Source organism: Streptomyces sp. NPDC031466 (assembly GCF_055581265.1).
In genome coordinates this window covers 349,436-367,759 of sequence record NZ_JBVIJT010000009.1, presented here as the reverse complement: position 1 = coordinate 367,759, position 18,324 = coordinate 349,436, and the positions used below count along the sequence as shown (strand labels likewise).

The 18,324-nt window shown below is 71.2% G+C and carries 19 protein-coding genes; 8 read left to right on the top strand and 11 right to left on the bottom strand.

Features of this window, described 5'->3' with window-relative positions; translation table 11 throughout:
• Nucleotides 1–14: 14 nt before the first annotated feature.
• Nucleotides 15–347, bottom strand: a complete 333-nt coding sequence (locus ACZ5GP_RS24190) for an ATP/GTP-binding protein (RefSeq protein ID WP_468752797.1) — start codon at nucleotides 345–347, stop codon at nucleotides 15–17.
• 206 nt (nucleotides 348–553) lie between these two features.
• Between ACZ5GP_RS24190 and ACZ5GP_RS24185 the strand changes: the two genes are divergently transcribed.
• Nucleotides 554–1,588, top strand: a complete 1,035-nt coding sequence (locus tag ACZ5GP_RS24185) for an LLM class flavin-dependent oxidoreductase (RefSeq protein ID WP_468752796.1) — start codon at nucleotides 554–556, stop codon at nucleotides 1,586–1,588.
• A gap of 79 nt (nucleotides 1,589–1,667) precedes the next feature.
• On the opposite strand, the gene ACZ5GP_RS24180 is transcribed toward ACZ5GP_RS24185, so the two are convergent.
• Nucleotides 1,668–2,060, bottom strand: a complete 393-nt coding sequence (locus ACZ5GP_RS24180) for an SCO5389 family protein (protein WP_030789356.1) — start codon at nucleotides 2,058–2,060, stop codon at nucleotides 1,668–1,670.
• Between the two features lie 253 nt (nucleotides 2,061–2,313).
• On the opposite strand from ACZ5GP_RS24180, the gene nucS reads away from it, so the two are divergent.
• Complete coding sequence (gene nucS / locus ACZ5GP_RS24175; protein WP_468752795.1) at nucleotides 2,314–2,985, top strand: endonuclease NucS; 672 nt, start codon at nucleotides 2,314–2,316, stop codon at nucleotides 2,983–2,985.
• A 64-nt stretch (nucleotides 2,986–3,049) separates the two neighbouring features.
• Here the strand turns inward: nucS and ACZ5GP_RS24170 are convergent, their stop codons facing one another.
• The 4 genes from ACZ5GP_RS24170 to ACZ5GP_RS24155 form a co-directional block, all read right to left on the bottom strand.
• Nucleotides 3,050–5,479 (bottom strand): ATP-binding protein, encoded by a 2,430-nt coding sequence (locus ACZ5GP_RS24170; protein ID WP_468752794.1) that lies wholly within the window; start codon nucleotides 5,477–5,479, stop codon nucleotides 3,050–3,052.
• Between the two features lie 264 nt (nucleotides 5,480–5,743).
• Nucleotides 5,744–6,067 (bottom strand): STAS domain-containing protein, encoded by a 324-nt coding sequence (locus tag ACZ5GP_RS24165; protein WP_358585142.1) that lies wholly within the window; start codon nucleotides 6,065–6,067, stop codon nucleotides 5,744–5,746.
• A 199-nt stretch (nucleotides 6,068–6,266) separates the two neighbouring features.
• Complete coding sequence (locus ACZ5GP_RS24160) at nucleotides 6,267–7,115, bottom strand: 3-hydroxyacyl-CoA dehydrogenase family protein (protein ID WP_468752793.1); 849 nt, start codon at nucleotides 7,113–7,115, stop codon at nucleotides 6,267–6,269.
• Between the two features lie 144 nt (nucleotides 7,116–7,259).
• Nucleotides 7,260–7,901, bottom strand: coding sequence for a TetR/AcrR family transcriptional regulator (locus ACZ5GP_RS24155; protein ID WP_468752792.1), 642 nt, complete (start codon nucleotides 7,899–7,901; stop codon nucleotides 7,260–7,262).
• 71 nt (nucleotides 7,902–7,972) lie between these two features.
• Here ACZ5GP_RS24155 and ACZ5GP_RS24150 point away from each other — a divergent pair, with 71 nt between their 5' ends.
• Genes ACZ5GP_RS24150 through ACZ5GP_RS24140 form a run of 3 tightly spaced genes read left to right on the top strand, consistent with a single transcriptional unit; the run spans nucleotide 7,973 to nucleotide 10,114 of the window.
• A complete protein-coding gene (locus ACZ5GP_RS24150; protein WP_468752791.1) occupies nucleotides 7,973–8,755 on the top strand; it encodes an ABC transporter ATP-binding protein in 783 nt (260 codons plus the stop codon).
• Nucleotides 8,756–8,772: 17 nt separating this feature from the next.
• Nucleotides 8,773–9,528, top strand: coding sequence for an ABC transporter permease (locus tag ACZ5GP_RS24145; protein WP_468752790.1), 756 nt, complete (start codon nucleotides 8,773–8,775; stop codon nucleotides 9,526–9,528).
• 13 nt (nucleotides 9,529–9,541) lie between these two features.
• Nucleotides 9,542–10,114, top strand: coding sequence for a cob(I)yrinic acid a,c-diamide adenosyltransferase (locus ACZ5GP_RS24140; protein ID WP_468752789.1), 573 nt, complete (start codon nucleotides 9,542–9,544; stop codon nucleotides 10,112–10,114).
• A gap of 7 nt (nucleotides 10,115–10,121) precedes the next feature.
• Here the strand turns inward: ACZ5GP_RS24140 and ACZ5GP_RS24135 are convergent, their stop codons facing one another.
• Nucleotides 10,122–10,700, bottom strand: a complete 579-nt coding sequence (locus ACZ5GP_RS24135) for a hypothetical protein (protein WP_468752788.1) — start codon at nucleotides 10,698–10,700, stop codon at nucleotides 10,122–10,124.
• A 154-nt stretch (nucleotides 10,701–10,854) separates the two neighbouring features.
• Between ACZ5GP_RS24135 and ACZ5GP_RS24130 the strand changes: the two genes are divergently transcribed.
• From ACZ5GP_RS24130 to ACZ5GP_RS24120, 3 genes are all read left to right on the top strand, one after another.
• Nucleotides 10,855–12,045 carry a sensor histidine kinase gene (locus tag ACZ5GP_RS24130; RefSeq protein ID WP_468752787.1) on the top strand — a complete coding sequence of 397 codons (1,191 nt, stop codon included), beginning with the start codon at nucleotides 10,855–10,857 and terminating at the stop codon, nucleotides 12,043–12,045.
• Nucleotides 12,042–12,692 carry a response regulator gene (locus ACZ5GP_RS24125; RefSeq protein ID WP_468752786.1) on the top strand — a complete coding sequence of 217 codons (651 nt, stop codon included), beginning with the start codon at nucleotides 12,042–12,044 and terminating at the stop codon, nucleotides 12,690–12,692. The genes ACZ5GP_RS24130 and ACZ5GP_RS24125 overlap by 4 nt, the downstream gene beginning before the upstream one ends.
• 202 nt (nucleotides 12,693–12,894) lie before the next feature.
• Nucleotides 12,895–14,781 carry a glycosyl hydrolase family 18 protein gene (locus ACZ5GP_RS24120; RefSeq protein WP_468752785.1) on the top strand — a complete coding sequence of 629 codons (1,887 nt, stop codon included), beginning with the start codon at nucleotides 12,895–12,897 and terminating at the stop codon, nucleotides 14,779–14,781.
• A gap of 73 nt (nucleotides 14,782–14,854) precedes the next feature.
• On the opposite strand, the gene ACZ5GP_RS24115 is transcribed toward ACZ5GP_RS24120, so the two are convergent.
• The 4 genes from ACZ5GP_RS24115 to ACZ5GP_RS24100 form a co-directional block, all read right to left on the bottom strand.
• Nucleotides 14,855–15,304 carry a DUF2550 domain-containing protein gene (locus tag ACZ5GP_RS24115; protein ID WP_468752784.1) on the bottom strand — a complete coding sequence of 150 codons (450 nt, stop codon included), beginning with the start codon at nucleotides 15,302–15,304 and terminating at the stop codon, nucleotides 14,855–14,857.
• 145 nt (nucleotides 15,305–15,449) lie between these two features.
• Nucleotides 15,450–15,824, bottom strand: a complete 375-nt coding sequence (locus tag ACZ5GP_RS24110; protein ID WP_030792151.1) for a F0F1 ATP synthase subunit epsilon — start codon at nucleotides 15,822–15,824, stop codon at nucleotides 15,450–15,452.
• A gap of 134 nt (nucleotides 15,825–15,958) precedes the next feature.
• Nucleotides 15,959–17,401 (bottom strand): F0F1 ATP synthase subunit beta, encoded by a 1,443-nt coding sequence (atpD, locus tag ACZ5GP_RS24105; RefSeq protein ID WP_468752783.1) that lies wholly within the window; start codon nucleotides 17,399–17,401, stop codon nucleotides 15,959–15,961.
• Entirely contained in the window at nucleotides 17,401–18,318 is a 918-nt protein-coding gene (locus tag ACZ5GP_RS24100) for a F0F1 ATP synthase subunit gamma (RefSeq protein ID WP_468752782.1), read from the bottom strand. The genes atpD and ACZ5GP_RS24100 overlap by 1 nt, the downstream gene beginning before the upstream one ends.
• Nucleotides 18,319–18,324 lie beyond the last annotated feature (6 nt).

Here is an 18,324-nt window from a genome sequence, read left to right as displayed (position 1 = left end):
CGCGCCGCCGTCGGCTAGTACCTCGGCGCGTTACGGGACCGCTGCACCCGCGTGGTGCGGCGGTCCTTCGCGTTCCAGCACGCCTTGTGCCAGTGCCTGCGCTCGTCCACCCCGGAGTGCTCCGGCCAGGCCACCACGTGCGCCAGGGACGAGGGGATCTCCTGGTCGCACCCGGGGCAGCGGTACCGCTTGCCCGGCGACGCGGCGCCCGCGACATGGCGTACGCTCCACTGCTCGCCCTGCCAGGTCTCGGCGTTCTGGAATCCGCCGTAGCGTCTCGAGGACTCCGCGTCCAGGGACGCCCTCGGCTCTGCGGTGCCCTTGGGGCGGTTGCGACGCGGGGACACAGGACACCTCACGGCTGTACGGCGATCAGGAGGATGACCAGCCTACGCGCCGTCCCACCGGGTACTCCCCCCGTACCGCTCCCGCGGGCCCCACCGCACCGCGCGGAAAATCCAACAATCTTCCTGCCAGGCCGTGCCTTTGGCACGTGTCACGCGTTGTTGCCCGTGGGGAGTGCCTGCGTCGGCGTCAAGGAGGCAGGAGTTCAATGCGTGTAGGTAGTTTTGTGCTGGCCGCCCAGTTCCCCGGACAGGGGCAGGGGGAAGCGCTGCACCGAGCGGTGCGGTCCGCCGAGGTGGCCGAGGAGGCGGGACTCGACTCGGTCTGGCTCGCCGAACACCACTTCGTGCCGTACGGCACCTGCCCGTCGGCGGTGACCCTGGCCGCGCTGCTCCTGGGGCGCACCCGCCGGATCCGGGTCGGCACAGCCGTGAGCGTGCTGCCGACCGTGCACCCGGTCGCGCTCGGCGAGCAGAGCGCCCTGCTCCACATCACCTCCGGCGGCCGTTTCTCGCTCGGCGTCGGGCGGGGCGGGCCCTGGGTGGACCTGGAAGTGTTCGGGGCGGGCCTCGACGCGTACGAGAAGGGCTTCCCCGACTCCCTCGACCTGCTGCTCAGGTGGCTGGGCGAACCGCGGGTCGGGAGCACGGGCGGGCGGTTCCCCTTCCGCGAGGTCGCCGTCGTACCCCGCCCGCAGGAGGCGCTGAACGGACAGGGCGACAGCGGCCCCGAGGTGATCCTGGCCTGCACCTCGCCGTCCAGTGTGCGACTGGCCGCGCAGCGCGGTCTGCCGATGCTGCTCGGCATGCACGTCGGGGACGAGGAGAAGGCCGAAATGGTGGCCCTGTGGAATCGGCACGCGCGCGCCGCCGGGCATACGCCGGAGGAGATCGCCGCCGCCGCGCACATCTCCGCCGGCGTGGCACAGATCGCGGACCGGCGCATCGACGCGACCGAGACCTTGCAGAAGGCCATGCCGGGCTGGCTCAGGCACGGTCTGGACGCCCATGTCACGGTCGACGGCCGCCGCCGGCCCATGCGGGACCCGGTGGCGTACACCGAGCTGCTCTGCGGACTGCACCCCGTCGGCACCCCGCGGATGTGCGCGGACCGCCTGACCGCCACGTCGGAGCGCACGGGCATCACGCGCTTCGCCCTGCTCGTCGAGGGCTCGGGCGACCTCGCGGCCACCGAGGAGAACGTACGAAGGCTCGGGGCCGAGGTGCTGCCCCAGCTGGGCTGAGCGCCGGGCATCGGGCGAAGACGGGAGCTGCCGCTCCGGACTGACACACCTCCCGCGTACGGAGCGGCAGCAACAAGCGTCAGCAGTCCCGCAGTTCGGGCGACTGGTTGAGCAGCTGGCCCCGGATCGAGGTGAAGCGGGCAAGCCTGTCGTCCACCGAGGAATCCAGCGGGAACACCGCCACACGGTGGCAGTTCTGGAATGCCAGACGCACTCCGAAGTGCCGCTGCAGAGCGCCGCGAATCGCGTCACTCGCGAGCGCGCGCAGCAGCTGTCCACGTGCCTGCTCGTCCGGGGGCGGCGTCTGGTTGTCGGCGAACTCTCCGCCGTCGACCTTCAGCTGGGCCACCAGGGAGCTGATCATCTCCCATGCGTAAGGCAGGGAGGTCCGGACGCAGTCGACGAAAGCTGCTTCGTCCACCTCGCCTCGCTCGGCCTGTTCCAACAGTGCCGGTGAGACGTCGAGCGACATGGGTTCTCCTCTCGCACCCCCGTCGAGCGAGGGCTTACGGACAGGGATGGAGTCCGCATACGCAGCGTGCACGGATGGCGACCTCCCGCTTCTACGGTAGGCAACGCGCGGGGAGCGCACCAGGAGATTGGACGCATAACCGGCCAGGATCGAAGGGTTCATCGGCGGACAAGTCGTGCGGCCCGCCCCGCTCCCCCGGGCCGCGGGCGGGCGAATCGCGCGCACCGCCTTCAGTCGAGTAGCGTTGCGCCCCATGCGTCTCGTCATTGCCCGATGCTCCGTGGACTACGCGGGCCGGCTCACCGCCCATCTCCCCTCGGCGCCCCGCCTGATCCTCGTGAAGGCGGACGGCAGCGTCTCCATCCACGCGGACGACAGGGCCTACAAGCCCCTCAACTGGATGTCCCCGCCCTGCACGTTGAAGGAGGGATCAGGGGACGACGCCGGTGTGTGGACCGTCGTGAACAAGGCGGGCGAGAAGCTCATCATCACGATGGAGGAAGTGCTGCACGACTCCTCGCACGAACTGGGTGTGGACCCCGGCCTCATCAAGGACGGCGTGGAAGCACACCTCCAGGAGCTGCTCGCCGACCGGATCGAGACACTCGGTGCGGGATATTCGCTCATCCGCCGCGAGTACATGACGGCGATCGGCCCCGTCGACATCCTGTGCCGGGACGCCGACGGGCAGACGGTCGCCGTGGAGATCAAGCGGCGCGGGGAGATCGACGGCGTCGAGCAGCTGACCCGCTACCTGGAGCTGCTCAACCGCGACCCGCACCTGGCGCCCGTCCGCGGCATCTTCGCCGCCCAGGAGATCAAGCCGCAGGCCCGCGTCCTGGCCACGGACCGCGGCATCGGCTGCACGGTCCTGGACTACAACGCCCTGCGCGGCATCGAGGACGACAAGCTGCGGCTGTTCTGACAGCCGCCCCGCACAGGTGACAGATGACGAAGGGGCCGGGTCCTGCGGGGACCCGGCCCCTTCGTCATGACGCGCTCGCCTGCTTCGAGGTGTCGGCCGAGGCGGGCGGGGAGTCACTGGAGGGCGTGGCCGGCGGCGGCTCGTCGGTGGTCGGCGGGTCCGTCGGGTCGGTGGGGCGGGCCGTGGTGGGCGGGTCCGTCGGCTTGTCGGTCGGCTTGTCCGTCGGCGTGCCGGTGGGCGTGTCCGAGGGCTTGCCGGTCGGTGTACCGGTGGGTTTGCCGGTCGGCTCGTCCGACGGCTCGCCGCTCGCGCTCGGCCTGCCCGAGGGCGCGCCGCTGGCCGCGGGCTTCGGGTCGTCGGCGGTGCCGACGACACCGTCCTCGCCGGGGCCGCCGGGGCGGGTCGGGGAGCCCTGCCACGGCTCGTCGGCGGTCAGGCCACCGCCGCCGTCGTCGTGGTCCTCCCGCGCCGACTGCTCCGTCCGTACGCGGTCGTCTTCGGGGCGGTCGTTGTCGGACGTGGCGCCGAGGGTGACGACGGTGCCGAGCACGGCGGCGAGCAGCGCTCCGGCTCCCGCGGCGACGAAGTTGCGGCGGGAGCCCCGGAGGATGGAGCGGCGGCTGGGCGCGGGGCCGCCGACGACGGGCGAGGCCTTGCTCGCGACCAGCGTGTCCGGCTCGGCGGAGGCGGGGGGCGGTGCGGGCGGCGCGGGCAGGGCGAACGCGGCGGGGGCTGCGCTCGGGGGCGGCGCCGATTCCTCGTGGCGCGCGCCCGGCACCTCCTCGCCCGTGGTCGTGCGCCCCCCGGGCAGTGGGCCGCCCGAGCGGTCGGTGACCAGGGCGAGCGCCCGGCGCCCGGAGATCGCGCCCCGCTTGTCGGCGAGGGCGCCGCGCAGCCCGATGGAGGCCTCCAGCTCGGCGCGGGCCCGGTCGAGCCGCCCGCCGCAGAGCGCGAGGATCCCCAACTCGTGGTGGAAGTACGCCTCTTCGGCGACCTCCCCGGCGTTGCGCGCCGCTTCGAGGCCGGAGCGCAGCGCGCGTTCCCAGGCGCCCCAGTGCAGTGCGCCGGCGAAGGCGGGCGCGGCGGTGCGGGCCAGGAGCACCGCGGTGCCGCTCTCCGCGACGACCAGGGCGGCCAGGGCGGCCAGCACGGCGTCCGCCTCGGCGGCGACCCGCTCGGGGGTGACCGAGGGGTGGCCTGCCCACCAGGCGTAGTGCCGGGCGGCGGTCCTGGCGTACTCGGCGGCGTCGTCGCCGTAGCCGGCGCCCTCCAGTTGCGCGCGTACGCCGGCGGCGAGGCGGTGGCGTGCGCCGACCGGGGTGACCAGGGCGCAGCCGACCAGTTCGGCGAGGGCCGCGTCGGCGTGGGTGTCGCCGACCAGGGCGGGCAGGTGGGCCTGGTGCGGCAGTTCGCCGCCGAGGGCCACGGCGAACCTCAGGGTGGCGCGGGCCGAGGGGCTGAGACGCGCGGCGAGCGGGGCGGCGGGCGCGGCTCCGTCGGCGAGCGAGGGCAGCGGGGCCTCGGCGCCGTCGGGGGTCTCGGCGCCGTGGCCGTCTTCCTCGCCGGCGTGCGGGTCGGCGCGCGGTGTGTCGCGTCGGCGCAGCAGGGCGCCCGCTTGGGCGAAGTGCAGCGGCAGGCCCTCGGACGCGAACCACAGGTCGCCGGCCCGGTGGGCCTCCCCGTCGTCGAGGACGCGGCCGGCGGCGCGCTCCAGGAGCTCCAGGCTGCTGCCGCGGCCGAGGCCGCCGAGGAAGACCTCTTCGAGGTGGGAGTCGGCGGAGGGGGCGGCGACGTCGGGCGTGGCGGCGAGGAGGAAGGCGCACTCGGGCGTCGCGTCGAGCAGTTCGTCGAGGGCGGTGCCGCCGAACTCCAGGTCGTCCAGGACGACGACGGCGCCGATGTCGCGGACGAGGTCGAGCAGCAGGGCCCGGTCGGGGCGGTGCAGCGGTGTGTCGTAGACGGTCGCGCAGAGGTCGTGGAGCAGCTCTGCGGGGGTCTTGCGGTGGCCGGAGAGCCGGACGACGCCGTCGGGGGCGAGGTCCGCGCAGGCGTCGGCGACGGCGCCCAGCAGCGCCGTGCGGCCCGATCCGGCGGGTCCGGTGAGCCGCACCGAGCGGCCGCGCGAGAGGAGCCGTACGAGGCGCTCACGCTCTTCCTCGCGCTCCAGGAGGGGCGGTGCGGGCAGCGCGGGGCCGGGCGGCACGGGCGGCAGTGCGGCGCGGCGCAGTTCCTCGCGGTCGGCGGCGGTGCGCCGGGTGGGCCGCAGGGGCCGCTCCCCGGGCGGGCAGGGCTCTATCTCGCTGCCGTCGACGGGGTTGACGGTGAGCAGGAAGTCGCCCGAGACGAGCCGGACGGTGCGGGCGAGCACGGGCGCGGGCTGTGCGAGGTCGGGCGTCAGCGGGTCGCGCGGGCGCTGCGGGCGCGCGGCGTCGTCGTGATCGTCGCCACCGTGGCCGTGGCCGTACTCTTCGGGTTCCCGGTTCATCGGGTCCATGATCCCAGCCCCCCAGATGCGTGGTGTGCAGAGCCCCTTCCGGCCTTCGTGCACACTGCGCTGTCGCTTCTGGTCCGGTGCCCCCGCGCGGGTTCGTCCATCGGCGGGCGTGGGAACCCTAGACCTTCGGCCAGTATCTCCGAGTGGGCGGGGTGCCGCCCCGCCCGAGACGTCACGGTCTCGTGAGGATTGCGTGGGAGGTTCTGTTCCGGACCTGTGGTGCGGTTCAGGACCTGTGGTGCGGTTCAGGCCCTGGGGAGCGGTTCAGGCCCTGGGGAGCGGTTCGACGCCGATGCCGCCCTCGATGGCGAGGATGCGGTGCAGTCTCGTCGCGACGAGCAGGCGCTGCATCTGGGGCGGCACGTGGCGCAGGACTAGTCTGCGTCCGCACCGTCCCGCGCGCCGGTGGGCGCCCATGATCACGCCGAGCCCCGTGGCGTCCCACGAGTCGAGTTCGGACAGGTCCAGCACCAGGTCGCCGGCCCCGTCGTCGACGGCCGAGTGCAGGACCGTACGGGCGTCCGCCGCGCTACGTACGTCGAGGCGCCCCCCGACGACCAGCTGGGCCTGGTCGCCCTTGATGTGCATATGCGCTCCCCGAGAGTGCTGAGTCTGCTGTGACGTCTGATCCATGAGTCGTCGTCTGCGTATGTCACTGCAACTGACTGCCGCGTGGGACAGGAAGTTGCCGTCTGTAAGCGAACCGATACCGAATTCACTCCGAGGGGTGACCCAGCGGGCGACGAATCGTCGGACGAGGCGTCAGCGGGCGTACGCGGGTGCCGGCTCAGTGCTTGTAGAAGCCCTGCCCGCTCTTGCGTCCGATGTCACCGGCGTCAACCATCCGGCGCATCAGCTCGGGCGGTGCGAACTTCTCGTCCTGGGACTCCGTGTAGATGTTGCTCGTGGCGTGCAGCAGGATGTCGACGCCGGTGAGGTCGGCGGTCGCCAGCGGGCCCATGGCGTGGCCGAAGCCGAGCTTGCAGGCGATGTCGATGTCCTCGGCGCTGGCGACGCCCGACTCGTAGAGCTTCGCGGCCTCGACGACGAGCGCGGAGATCAGACGGGTCGTCACGAAGCCGGCGACATCGCGGTTGACGACGATGCAGGTCTTGCCGACGGACTCGGCGAACTCCTTGGTGCGGGCGAGCGTCTCGTCGCTGGTCTTGTAGCCGCGTACCAGCTCGCACAGCTGCATCATGGGGACCGGCGAGAAGAAGTGGGCGCCCACGACGCGCTCCGGGCGCTCCGTCACGGCCGCGATCTTGGTGATCGGGATGGCGGAGGTGTTGGAGGCGAGCACCGCGTCGTCGCGCACGAGCTTGTCGAGCGCGCGGAAGATGTCGTGCTTGACCTCCAGCTTCTCGAAGACGGCCTCGACGACGATGTCCGCGTCGGCGACGGCGTCCAGGTCGGTGGTCGTGGTGATGCGCCCGAGCGCGGCCTCGGCGTCCTCGGCGGCGAGCTTGCCCTTGCCGACGAACTTGTCGTACGACGCCTTGATGCCGTCGGTGCCCCGGGTCAGCGCCTCGTCGGTGACGTCGCGCAGGACGACGTCCCAGCCCGCCTGGGCGGATACCTGAGCAATGCCCGACCCCATGAGTCCGGCTCCGATGACGGCGACCTTGCGTGCCACTCCGACTCCCCTACCGCTTGTCCCGCTTGGCTCACACGCTGTTTACGCGAGCCTCTGCAGCGGACATTAGCGGCCGTGAGGGCGCCTGTGGCGGCGAAGAGATGCGCGTCACGTCTCAACTGACGGACATCACACCGATACGCGTCACCCGGCCGCGCGGAGCGCGTAGTTGAGGACCTTCTCGCCGAGGAGGTCCTCCATCTCGTCCAGCAGGGCGAGCCCCTCGCGGGAGACCTCGGCGACCTCGCGACCCTTGGCCATCTCGTCGCCGATCCGGCTCATGAGCGTGGTGTGGAGCCAGGAGAGCTGCCCCGCGACGAGCGCGGGCAGGGGATCGCCGGCGGCGGCGCCGGCTTCCTCGGCGAGGGTCGTGGCGAGGTTGTCGAGGGCCTCCTGCTGGATGGCCCAGAGGCGGGAGCGCAGCGGCGGTGCCTCGGTGATGACCTTCATGAAGTCGGCCCAGCCGGCGAAGAGCCCGACGGCCGGTGAGGCGCTCTCGACGTCGGTGCGCAGCTCGCGCAGGACCGCGTCGGCGGCGGACTCCCCCGCGCGGCGGCCGCGCACGTAGCGGGAGAGCCGGTCGACGGCGTCCGCGCCCCGGTCGAGGAAGAGGTCCTCCTTGGCCGGGAAGTAGTTGTAGACCGTGTTGACCGAGACGTCGGCGGCCTCGGCGATCTCGGCGATGGTCACCGCCATGAAGCCGTGCTCCAGGAAGAGCCCGGTCGCGATGTCCGAGATCCGCTGCTTCGTCTGCCGCTTCTTGCGCTCCCTGAGCCCCTCAGCCATGCCGCCATCTTAGGCACTCTGAAAACTTGGGGGGATTGCAAAATTACAGCCCCTCTGTTTTTGTGGTCTCCATGCCAATCATCAGTACCGCCGGGCTCGCCCGGACCTTCCGCACGAAGAGCGGACCCGTCGAGGCCGTGCGCGGCATCGACCTGACCGTCCAGCCGGGCGAGATCCTCGGCTTCCTCGGTCCGAACGGCGCGGGCAAGACGACGACGCTGCGCATGCTCACCACGCTGCTCGCGCCCACCGGCGGCGCCGCCACCGTCGCCGGGTGCGACCTCGCCGCCGACCCCGCCGGGGTGCGGCGCCGCATCGGTTACGTCGCGCAGTCCGGCGGCGTCGACCCGAGCGTCTCCGTGCGCGAGGAGCTGATCACCCAGGGACGCCTGTACCGCCTGTCCAAGGCGCGGGCCGAGGACCGGGCCGAGGAACTGGCGCGCGACCTCGGCCTGGGCGAGCTGATGGAGCGCACCTGCGGCGCGCTCTCCGGCGGCCAGCGCCGGCGCCTGGACATCGCCCTCGGTCTCACGCACCGGCCCGAGGTGCTCTTCCTGGACGAGCCGACCACCGGCCTCGACCCGGGCAGCCGCGCCGACCTGTGGGCGCTGGTGCGCCGGCTGCGCGACGAGCACGGCACGACGGTCTTCCTCACCACGCACTACCTGGACGAGGCCGACGCGCTCTCCGACCGGCTCGTCGTCGTCGACAAGGGCGTCGTGGTCGCCGAGGGCACGCCGAGCGCGCTCAAGCTCCGCCACGGCGGCTCGATCGACGCCTCCCTCCAGGACACCTTCCTCGCCATCACCGGGCGCGCCCCCGCGCCCAAGGACACGGCCCCCGTCGCCGTCTGACCCCCAGGACCTCTCCGATGCCCGCACTGCTCCCCGACACCGCGCTGATCTTCGGGCGGTACGCCCGGCAGACCCTGCGCTCCAAGTTCCAGATCCTCTTCGGCGTCCTGACGCCCCTGCTCTACCTGCTCTTCTTCGGGCCGCTCCTCACCGACCTGCCGCTCGGCTCCGAGGGCGACTCCTGGCAGGTGCTCGTCCCCGGGCTGCTGCTCCAGCTCGGCCTCTTCGGCGCCACGTTCAGCGGTTTCGCGCTCATCATCGAAAAGCAGTTCGGCGTGGTGGAGCGGCTGCGGGTCACCCCCGTCAGCCGCCTCGCGCTGCTGCTCGGCCGCATCCTGCGCGACGCCGCCCTCTTCGTCTTCCAGGCGGTGCTGCTGGTGCTCGCCGCGCTGGCGATGGGGCTCAGGGCGCCGCTCGGCGGCATCCTCATCGGGTTCGCGTTCGTGGCACTGCTGAGCGCCTCGCTCGCCGCGCTCTCGTACGCGCTGGCCATGAAGCTCGGCAAGGCGCACGAGTTCGGACCGGCCGTGAACGCCATCAGCATGCCCTCGATGCTGCTCTCCGGCCTGATGCTGCCGATGGCGCTCGCGCCGACCTGGCTCGACGTCCTGTCGCACTTCATGCCGTTCCGCTATCTGGTCGACGCGATGCGGGCCGGCTACGTGGGCGACTACGCGAGCACCACCATGCTGTACGGCGCCCTGATGGCGCTCGCCTTCGGTCTGCTGTCCGTGACGGTGGGCACACGGGTCTTCAAGAAGGCCGGCGCGTAACTACGCTGGCCGCATGGTCAATCTGACGCGCATCTACACCAGGACCGGCGACCAGGGGACGACGGCCCTCGGGGACATGAGCCGCACCGCCAAGACCGACCCGCGGATCGCGGCGTACGCCGACACCAACGAGGCCAACGCGGCCATCGGCACGGCCATCGCGCTCGGCCGGCTCGACGAGACGGTCGTGAAGGTTCTGGTGCGGATCCAGAACGACCTCTTCGACGTGGGCGCCGACCTGTCCACGCCGGTCGTCGAGGACCCGAAGTACCCGCCGCTGCGCGTCGAGCAGTCGTACATCGACAAGCTGGAGGCGGACTGCGACCGCTTCCTGGAGGAGCTGGAGAAGCTGCGCAGCTTCATCCTGCCGGGCGGCACGCCGGGCGCGGCGCTGCTGCACCAGGCCTGCACGGTGGTGCGCCGGGCCGAGCGCTCCACGTGGGCGGCGTTCGAGACCCACGGCGACACGATGAACCCGCTGACGGCGACCTACCTCAACCGCCTCTCCGACCTCCTGTTCATCCTGGCCCGCACGGCCAACAAGGAGGTCGGGGACGTGCTGTGGGTGCCGGGCGGCGAGCGCTAGGACCTGGTCAGACCCCGGCCGGCGGCCGCTCCCCGTCCCGGTCGCCCGGGGCCGGGGCAGGGGCCCGCTTGGGGAAGAGCGCGTAGCTGAGCGCGATCAGGCCGTGCAGGCCCGCCGTCCGCCAGGCCGTGTGCATCCACGCCTCCAGCGACGAGGTGCGGCCCGGGTCGTCCACGTACCACATGGCGAGCAGCAGCAGCCCGCTGGCGACGGCCGCCGCGACGACGGTGCCGAGCCACACCTTGGCCTCGTGGACGGCGCGGGCCCTGCCGTGGCGCGGCGGGCGCGGCACCGGCGTGCCCTCGAAGCGGTGCGCCGCGTGGCCGTCGAGCCACTTCACCGTGCGGTGGCCGTGGCCCACGGTGTAGCCGATGTACAGCGCGGCCAGGCCGTGTTTCCAGCTCGGGTCGGCGCCGTTCCGCAGGTCGACGGCGGTCACGACGAGGAGGACGACCTCCAGAAGCGGCTCGCAGAGCAGGAGCGCGATACCGAGGCGCGGCATCCGCAGCGGGTAGCGGGCGGCGAGGCCCGCCGCGAGCAGCACCCAGAAGCCGACCTCGCAGACGACGATCAGCGTGACGATCACGGTTCGCTCCTCTCGGTCGCCCCTCAAGGCTCCCTCGGGGGCGGGCCCGGATCGTCGTCGTCAGTGACGAAGTGGGACTGCATCCTTCGATGTAGCGGGCGGTTCCTCCCCCAGGACCAGGCCTGCGGTCCTGACTGCGTGTTGGATGGAGGGCATGGCCCTGTCCCTGCCCCGCCCGCAGCGCGTCGACGTGCAGATCGCCGTCGTCAGCCTGCTCAGCGGGCTCGCGCTGTGGGCGCTCGGGCTGTACATGCAGACGGACCGGCCGCTCGGCGCCGGCTGGACGCTGATCCCGCTCCTCGCCCTCGCCGCGCTCGAACTGCTGCGCAGCAGCATGCCCCAGACCGCCCTGGTCCTCGCCACCTGCGCGCTGGTGTTCGACCAGTTCACGACGGGCAACCTCGCCTCGGTGATGATGTTCACCGACATCATGTACGCCGCCGTCGTCTACGGGACCCCGGCCGCCGCCCGCCGCATCCCGCTGACCACCGGAGCCATCACCGTCGCGGTGACGCTCGGCCTGCTGGCGTGGTGGCGTGAGCCCGACGCCGTGCTCGTCGGTGTACTGACCGGCATCGTGTCGTTCGGGCCCGCCGCCACCGGCTCCCTGGTGCGCAACCACCGCGAGGCCGCCGCCGCGGCGAAGCTGCGGGCCGAGCAGACCGCGCTGCTCGCCGAGATGGACCGCGTCCAGGCGGTCACGGCCGAGCGCGCCAGGATGGCCCGCGAACTGCACGACATGGTCGCCAACCACCTCTCGGCGATCGCCATCCACTCCACGGCCGCGCTCTCCCTGGACGACCCGGCCACGAGCAAGGACGCGCTCGCCGTCATCCGGGAGAACAGCGTCGAGGGGCTGGCAGAGATGCGCCGGCTCATCGGCATCCTGCGCGACGACAGCGGCGACCTGGAACCGGCCGCGGCCCCCACCCTGGACGGCCTCACCGCCCTGCTCGACGGGGCCCGCACCAACGGCCTCGACGTCGCCCTGGAAGACGCGCGCCCCCCGCGGGGCCCCGAACTGCCCGCGCCGGTCGAGCTGGCCGCGTACCGCATCGTCCAGGAATCCCTGACGAACGCCCTCAAACACGCCTCGCCCGGCCGGGTCACCGTGCGCCTCACCCAGGAGCCCCGTGCCCTGAAGGTCCGCGTCACCAGCCCGTACGACGCCCCGTCCGGGCCCCGCGCCCCCGGCTCGGGAGCCGGCCTCGTCGGCATGCGTGAGCGCACCGAACTGCTCGGCGGCACCTTCGAGTCGGGCCCCGAGAACAGCCACGACGGCACGGCATGGACCGTCTCCGTGACCCTGCCCGTCGACCCCGCGGACGAAGGAGCCAAGGAATGATCCGGGTGTTGGTCGCCGAGGACCAGTCAGCCGTACGCGCGGGACTCGTCCTGATCCTGCGCAGCGCGCCCGACATCGAGGTGGTCGGTGAGGCGGCCGACGGCGAGCAGGCGGTGGCGCTCGCCCGCGAGCTGCGCCCCGACCTGATCCTGATGGACATACAGATGCCGCGCCTGGACGGGGTGGCGGCAACCCGCCAAGTGGTCGCCGAGGGGCTTGCGGACGTCCTCGTGCTGACCACGTTCGATCTCGACGAGTACGTCTTCGGGGCGCTGCGCGCGGGTGCCTCGGGATTCCTCCTGAAGAACACCGAGGCGAAGGACCTCCTCGAAGGCGTACGCACGGTCGCGCGCGGCGAAGGGCTGATCGCCCCGGCCGTCACCCGCCGGCTGATCGCCGAGTTCGCCGCCCCGCGCAGGCCCCCGCGCGGCCACGGCGCCCCCGGCCCGGCCGCCTTGGAGAGCCTCACGCGGCGCGAGCGCGAGGTGCTGTCCTGCATCGGGGAGGGGTTGTCGAACGCGGAGATCGCGGACCGTCTCGCCATGGCGGAGGCGACGGTGAAGACCCATGTGAGCCGCATGCTCGCGAAGCTGGAGCTGCGCAGCCGGGTCCAAGCGGCCGTGCTGGCACAGGAGTTGGGCGTCTGATCGCGGCCCCGGCGAACCGGGCGATCAGCGACTGATCGCTCCGGACCGGCACAATCCGGCCAATGGTTCAGACCTCTTGACCGCTGGTCCAGACCTTTCTATTCTCGCCGCACTGCGGTGAGCACTTCCCCACGTGTCCACGTGCTCACGGGCGGCGCAGGGTCCCACCCCGAACCCCCGGATCTCACCCGAGGAGCACCTCGTGCGCTTCACACAGAGCACCACACGCCCGAGACTCAGATTCCGCCACAGAACCGTGGCCGGACTGACCACGCTGCTGCTGCCGTTCGCCACCCTGGTCGCTCTCGGCGCTCCCGCCGAGGCGACCCCCGAAGCTGCCTCCCAGGCCGCTTCCGAGGCCACTGCCACGTACACCAAGACCCAGGACTGGGGCAACGGTTTCGAGGGCAAGTGGACCATCAAGAACACCGGCACCACCACGATCGACTCCTGGAACGTCCAGTGGGACTTCCCCTCCGACACCAAGGTGACCTCGGCCTGGGACGCCACGGTCACGAACTCCGGCACCCGCTGGACCGCGAAGAACCTCGGCTGGAACGGCACGCTGGGCCCAGGCGCCTCGGTCTCCTTCGGCTTCAACGGCACGGGCCCCGGCGCCCCGGCCAAGTGCACGCTCAACGGCGGCAGTTGTGACGGCGGCAGCGTCCCCGGCGACAACCCGCCGAGCGCCCCCGGCACCCCGACCGCGTCCGGTGTCACCGACACCTCGGTGAAGCTGGACTGGAAGGCCGCCACCGACGACAAGGGCGTCAAGAACTACGACGTCCTGCGCGACGGCGCCAAGGTCGGCACGGTGACGGGCACCTCGTACAGCGACAGCGGGCTGACCGCCGGCACGGACTACTCGTACACCGTCCAGGCCCGTGACACCGCCGACCAGACCGGTCCCGCGAGCGGCGCCGTCAAGGTCCGCACCACGGGCGGCGGCGACCCGGGCCCGGGCCCCGGCCCCGGTGACAAGGTCAAGCTCGGCTACTTCACCGAGTGGGGCGTCTACCAGCGCAACTACCACGCGAAGAACATCGCGACCTCCGGCTCGGCCGCGAAGATCACGCACATCAACTACAGCTTCGGCAACGTCCAGGGCGGCAAGTGCACCATGGGCGACTCCTACGCGGCCATCGACAAGGCCTACACCGCCGACCAGAGCGTCGACGGCGTCGCCGACACCTGGGACCAGCCCCTGCGCGGCAACTTCAACCAGCTGCGCAAGCTGAAGGCCAAGTACCCGAACATCAAGATCCTGTGGTCCTTCGGCGGTTGGACCTGGTCCGGCGGCTTCACCGACGCCATGAAGAACCCGGCGGCCTTCGCCAAGTCCTGCCACGACCTGGTCGAGGACCCGCGCTGGGCCGACGTCTTCGACGGCATCGACCTGGACTGGGAGTACCCGAACGCGTGCGGCCTGTCCTGTGACACCTCGGGCCCGGCCGTCTTCAAGACGATGATGCAGGCCTTCCGCAACGAGTTCGGCGCCAAGAACCTCGTCACGGCGGCCATCACCGCGGACGCCTCCGACGGCGGCAAGATCGACTCCGCCGACTACGGCGGCGCGGCGGCCTACGCCGACTGGTACAACGTGATGACGTACGACTTCTTCGGCGCCTGGGCGGCCAAGGGACCGACGGCCCCGCACTCGCCGCTCACCTCCTACGCCGGCATCCCCCAGGAGGGCTTCAACAGCGCCGCCGCCATCGCCAAGCTGAAGGCCAAGGGCGTGCCCGCCACGAAGCTGCTCCTCGGCATCGGCTTCTACGGCCGCGGCTGGACCGGCGTCACCCAGAAGGAGCCGGGCGGTACGGCCACGGGCGCGGCGCCCGGGACGTACGAGGCGGGCATCGAGGACTACAAGGTGCTGAAGAGCTCCTGCCCCTCGAACGGGACGATCGCCGGCACGGCGTACGCCCACTGCGGCACGAACTGGTGGTCCTACGACACCCCGGAGACGGTGCGCTCCAAGATGGCCTGGGCCAAGCAGCAGGGCCTCGGCGGCGCGTTCTTCTGGGAGTTCAGCGGCGACACCGCCAACGGTGAGCTGGTGACTGCCATCAACGACGGCCTGAAGTAGACCGCACACCCCCCAGAACGAAGCCGGGGAGACGGGATCGCCCCCTGTCTCCCCGGCTTCTCCATGTCCGGACTCAGGCCACGTTCACACGCTGTCCCGGCGGCGCCGCCTCCAGCCAGGCCAGAAAGCCCGTCAGGGCGTCCTCGCTCATCGCCAGCTCCAGGCGGACACCGCGGTGCAGGCAGCCGAGGACGGTGGCGTCGGAGAGCAGGGCCAGCTCCTCCTCGCCGGCCGGCGCGCGGCGGTCGACGACCTCGATGGCCGACCGTTCGAGAACGCGGCGGGGCCGGGGGGCGTAGGAGAAGACGCGGTACCACTCGACACGGTCGCCGTTGTAGCGGGCGACCCCGTACCCCCAGCCCTTGCCGGAGGTGTCGCCCTTCTCCGGGGCCTCCCAGCGCAACGAACAGTCGAACGTCCCACCGGAGCGCTGGATCAGCCGGCGGCGCAGTCCGAAGACGAAGAGCCCCACCACAACCAGCGCGATCACAGCAAGTCCGCACACGAGCAGAGTGAGGATCATCGGCACCGACCTCCTCGCCTCTACTGTCGGTCAACGGACCGGCAACGGACCAAACACATTGCACCCGCATTGCCTCAGCCGCGACCCGGTCCGGATTGTTCCCGGACCTGGCCGCGGCTGAGTCACGTCATGCCGCGCGCTGGCGTCAGCGCGCCGCCACCGCACGCAGTCGGACGTCGGCGCGCCGCTCGGCGGAGGCGTCGGCCTCCGACTTCGCGCGCTCCAGCGCCCGCTCCGCACGCTGGACGTCGATCTCGTCGGACAGCTCCGCGATCTCGGCCAGCAGCGACAGCTTGTCGTCCGCGAAGGAGATGAATCCCCCGTGGACAGCGGCGACGACCGTGCCGCCATCGCTCGTACGAATGGTCACCGGGCCCGACTCCAGCACACCGAGCAGCGGCTGGTGACCGGGCATGACGCCGATGTCGCCGGACGTGGTGCGCGCGACGACCAGGGTGGCCTCGCCGGACCAGACGCTGCGGTCCGCGGCGACCAGCTCGACATGCAGCTCAGCAGCCAAGGGTGGCTCCTCGGGTCACCACCCGGCGGCTTCGCCGGGTGTTGGGTCAAATTCTAGTGGGCGTACGACGAGAGGCGGGACTCGGCCCCCGAAGGGGGTGGGCCCGCCCCTCGTCGCGGTGGAGCTGAGGGGCTTCAGGAGACGCCGAGCTCCTTGGCGTTCTTCTTGAGGTCCTCAAGACCACCACACATGAAGAACGCCTGCTCCGGGAAGTGGTCGTACTCGCCGTCGCAGATCGAGTTGAACGCCGCGATCGACTCCTCGAGGGAGACGTCCGAACCGTCCACACCGGTGAACTGCTTGGCCGCGTGGGTGTTCTGCGACAGGAAGCGCTCCACGCGACGAGCACGGGCGACGACGAGCTTGTCCTCCTCGCTGAGCTCGTCGATGCCGAGGATCGCGATGATGTCCTGGAGGTCCTTGTACTTCTGCAGGATCCCCTTGACGCGCATGGCGCAGTCGTAGTGGTCCTGCGCGATGTAGCGCGGGTCCAGGATGCGGGACGTGGAGTCCAGCGGGTCCACGGCCGGGTAGATGCCCTTCTCGGAGATCGGACGGGAGAGAACCGTCGTCGCGTCGAGGTGGGCGAACGTGGTGGCCGGGGCCGGGTCGGTCAGGTCGTCCGCGGGGACGTAGATCGCCTGCATCGAGGTGATCGAGTGACCGCGGGTCGAGGTGATGCGCTCCTGGAGGAGACCCATCTCGTCGGCCAGGTTCGGCTGGTAACCCACCGCGGAGGGCATCCGGCCGAGCAGGGTCGAGACCTCGGAACCGGCCTGGGTGAAGCGGAAGATGTTGTCGATGAAGAACAGCACGTCCTGCTTCTGCACATCGCGGAAGTACTCCGCCATGGTCAGACCGGCCAGGGCGACGCGCAGACGCGTGCCCGGCGGCTCGTCCATCTGGCCGAAGACCAGCGCGGTCTTGTCCAGAACGCCGGCTTCCTCCATCTCGACCATGAGGTCGTTGCCCTCACGGGTGCGCTCGCCGACACCGGCGAAGACGGAGACACCGTCGTGCAGCTTGGCCACACGGACGATCATTTCCTGGATCAGCACGGTCTTGCCGACACCGGCACCACCGAACAGACCGATCTTTCCACCCTTGACGTACGGGGTGAGAAGGTCGACGACCTTCAGGCCGGTCTCGAACATCTCGGTCTTGGACTCGAGCTGGTCGAAGGCCGGGGCCTTGCGGTGGATCGTCCAGCGCTCGGCGTCGGCGACCGTGGACGGGTCGTCGTTCAGCACCTCACCGAGGGTGTTGAACACGCGGCCCTTGGTCACGTCACCGACCGGCACCGAGATGCCCTTGCCGGTGTTCGTCACCGGAGCCTGGCGGACCAGGCCGTCGGTGGGCTGCATCGAGATGGAGCGGACCACGCCGTCACCCAGGTGCTGGGCGACCTCGAGGGTCAGCGTCTTGCGACCGCCCTCGATCTCCGGGTCGTCGACCTCGACGTGCAGGGCGTTGTAGATCTCCGGCATCGCGTCGACGGGGAACTCCACGTCGACGACCGGGCCGATCACCCGGGCGACGCGGCCCGTGGCAACGGCCGTCTCAACAGTGGTCGTCATTACTTGTCACTCCCCGCGGTCGCGTCGGCCAGCGCTGCTGTGCCGCCGACGATCTCGCTGATTTCCTGGGTGATTTCGGCCTGGCGGGCCGCGTTGGCAAGCCGGGAGAGGCTGTTGATCAGATCCCCGGCGTTGTCGGTCGCCGACTTCATCGCGCGGCGCGTGGCGGCGTGCTTGGAGGCGGCCGACTGGAGCATCGCGTTGTAGATACGGCTCTCGACGTACCGCGGCAGCAGGGCGTCGAGGACGTCCTCCGCCGACGGCTCGAAGTCGTACAGCGGAAGGATCTCGCCCTTGGCGGGCTTCTCCTCCGCGACCTCTTCGAGGCTGAGCGGCAGCAGGCGGCCGTCGACGGCCGTCTGCGTCATCATCGAGATGAACTCGGTGTAGACGATGTGGATCTCGTCCACGCCACCCTCCGCCGTCTCCTTCTCGATCGCCTCGATCAGCGGCGCCGCGACCTTCTTGGCGTCCGCGTACGTGGGCTCGTCGGTGAAGCCCGACCACGACTCCACGACCTTGCGCTCGCGGAAGTTGTAGTGCGACAGGCCACGGCGGCCGACGATGTACGTGTCGACCTCCTTGCCCTCCGTCTCAAGGCGCGCGGTCAGCTGCTCCGCGGCCTTGATGGCGTTCGAGTTGAAGGCGCCGGCCAGACCGCGGTCGCTCGTGAGGAGCAGCACCGCGGCACGGGTCGGCGACTCGGCCTCGGTCGTCAGCGGGTGCTTCGTGTTCGAGCCAGTGCCGACCGCCGTGACCGCGCGGGTGAGCTCGGTCGCGTACGGCGTGGAGGCCGCCACCTTGCGCTGCGCCTTGACGACACGCGAGGCGGCGATCATCTCCATCGCCTTGGTGATCTTCTTGGTCGCGGTGACGGATCGGATGCGACGCTTGTAGACCCGGAGCTGAGCTCCCATGAGTCA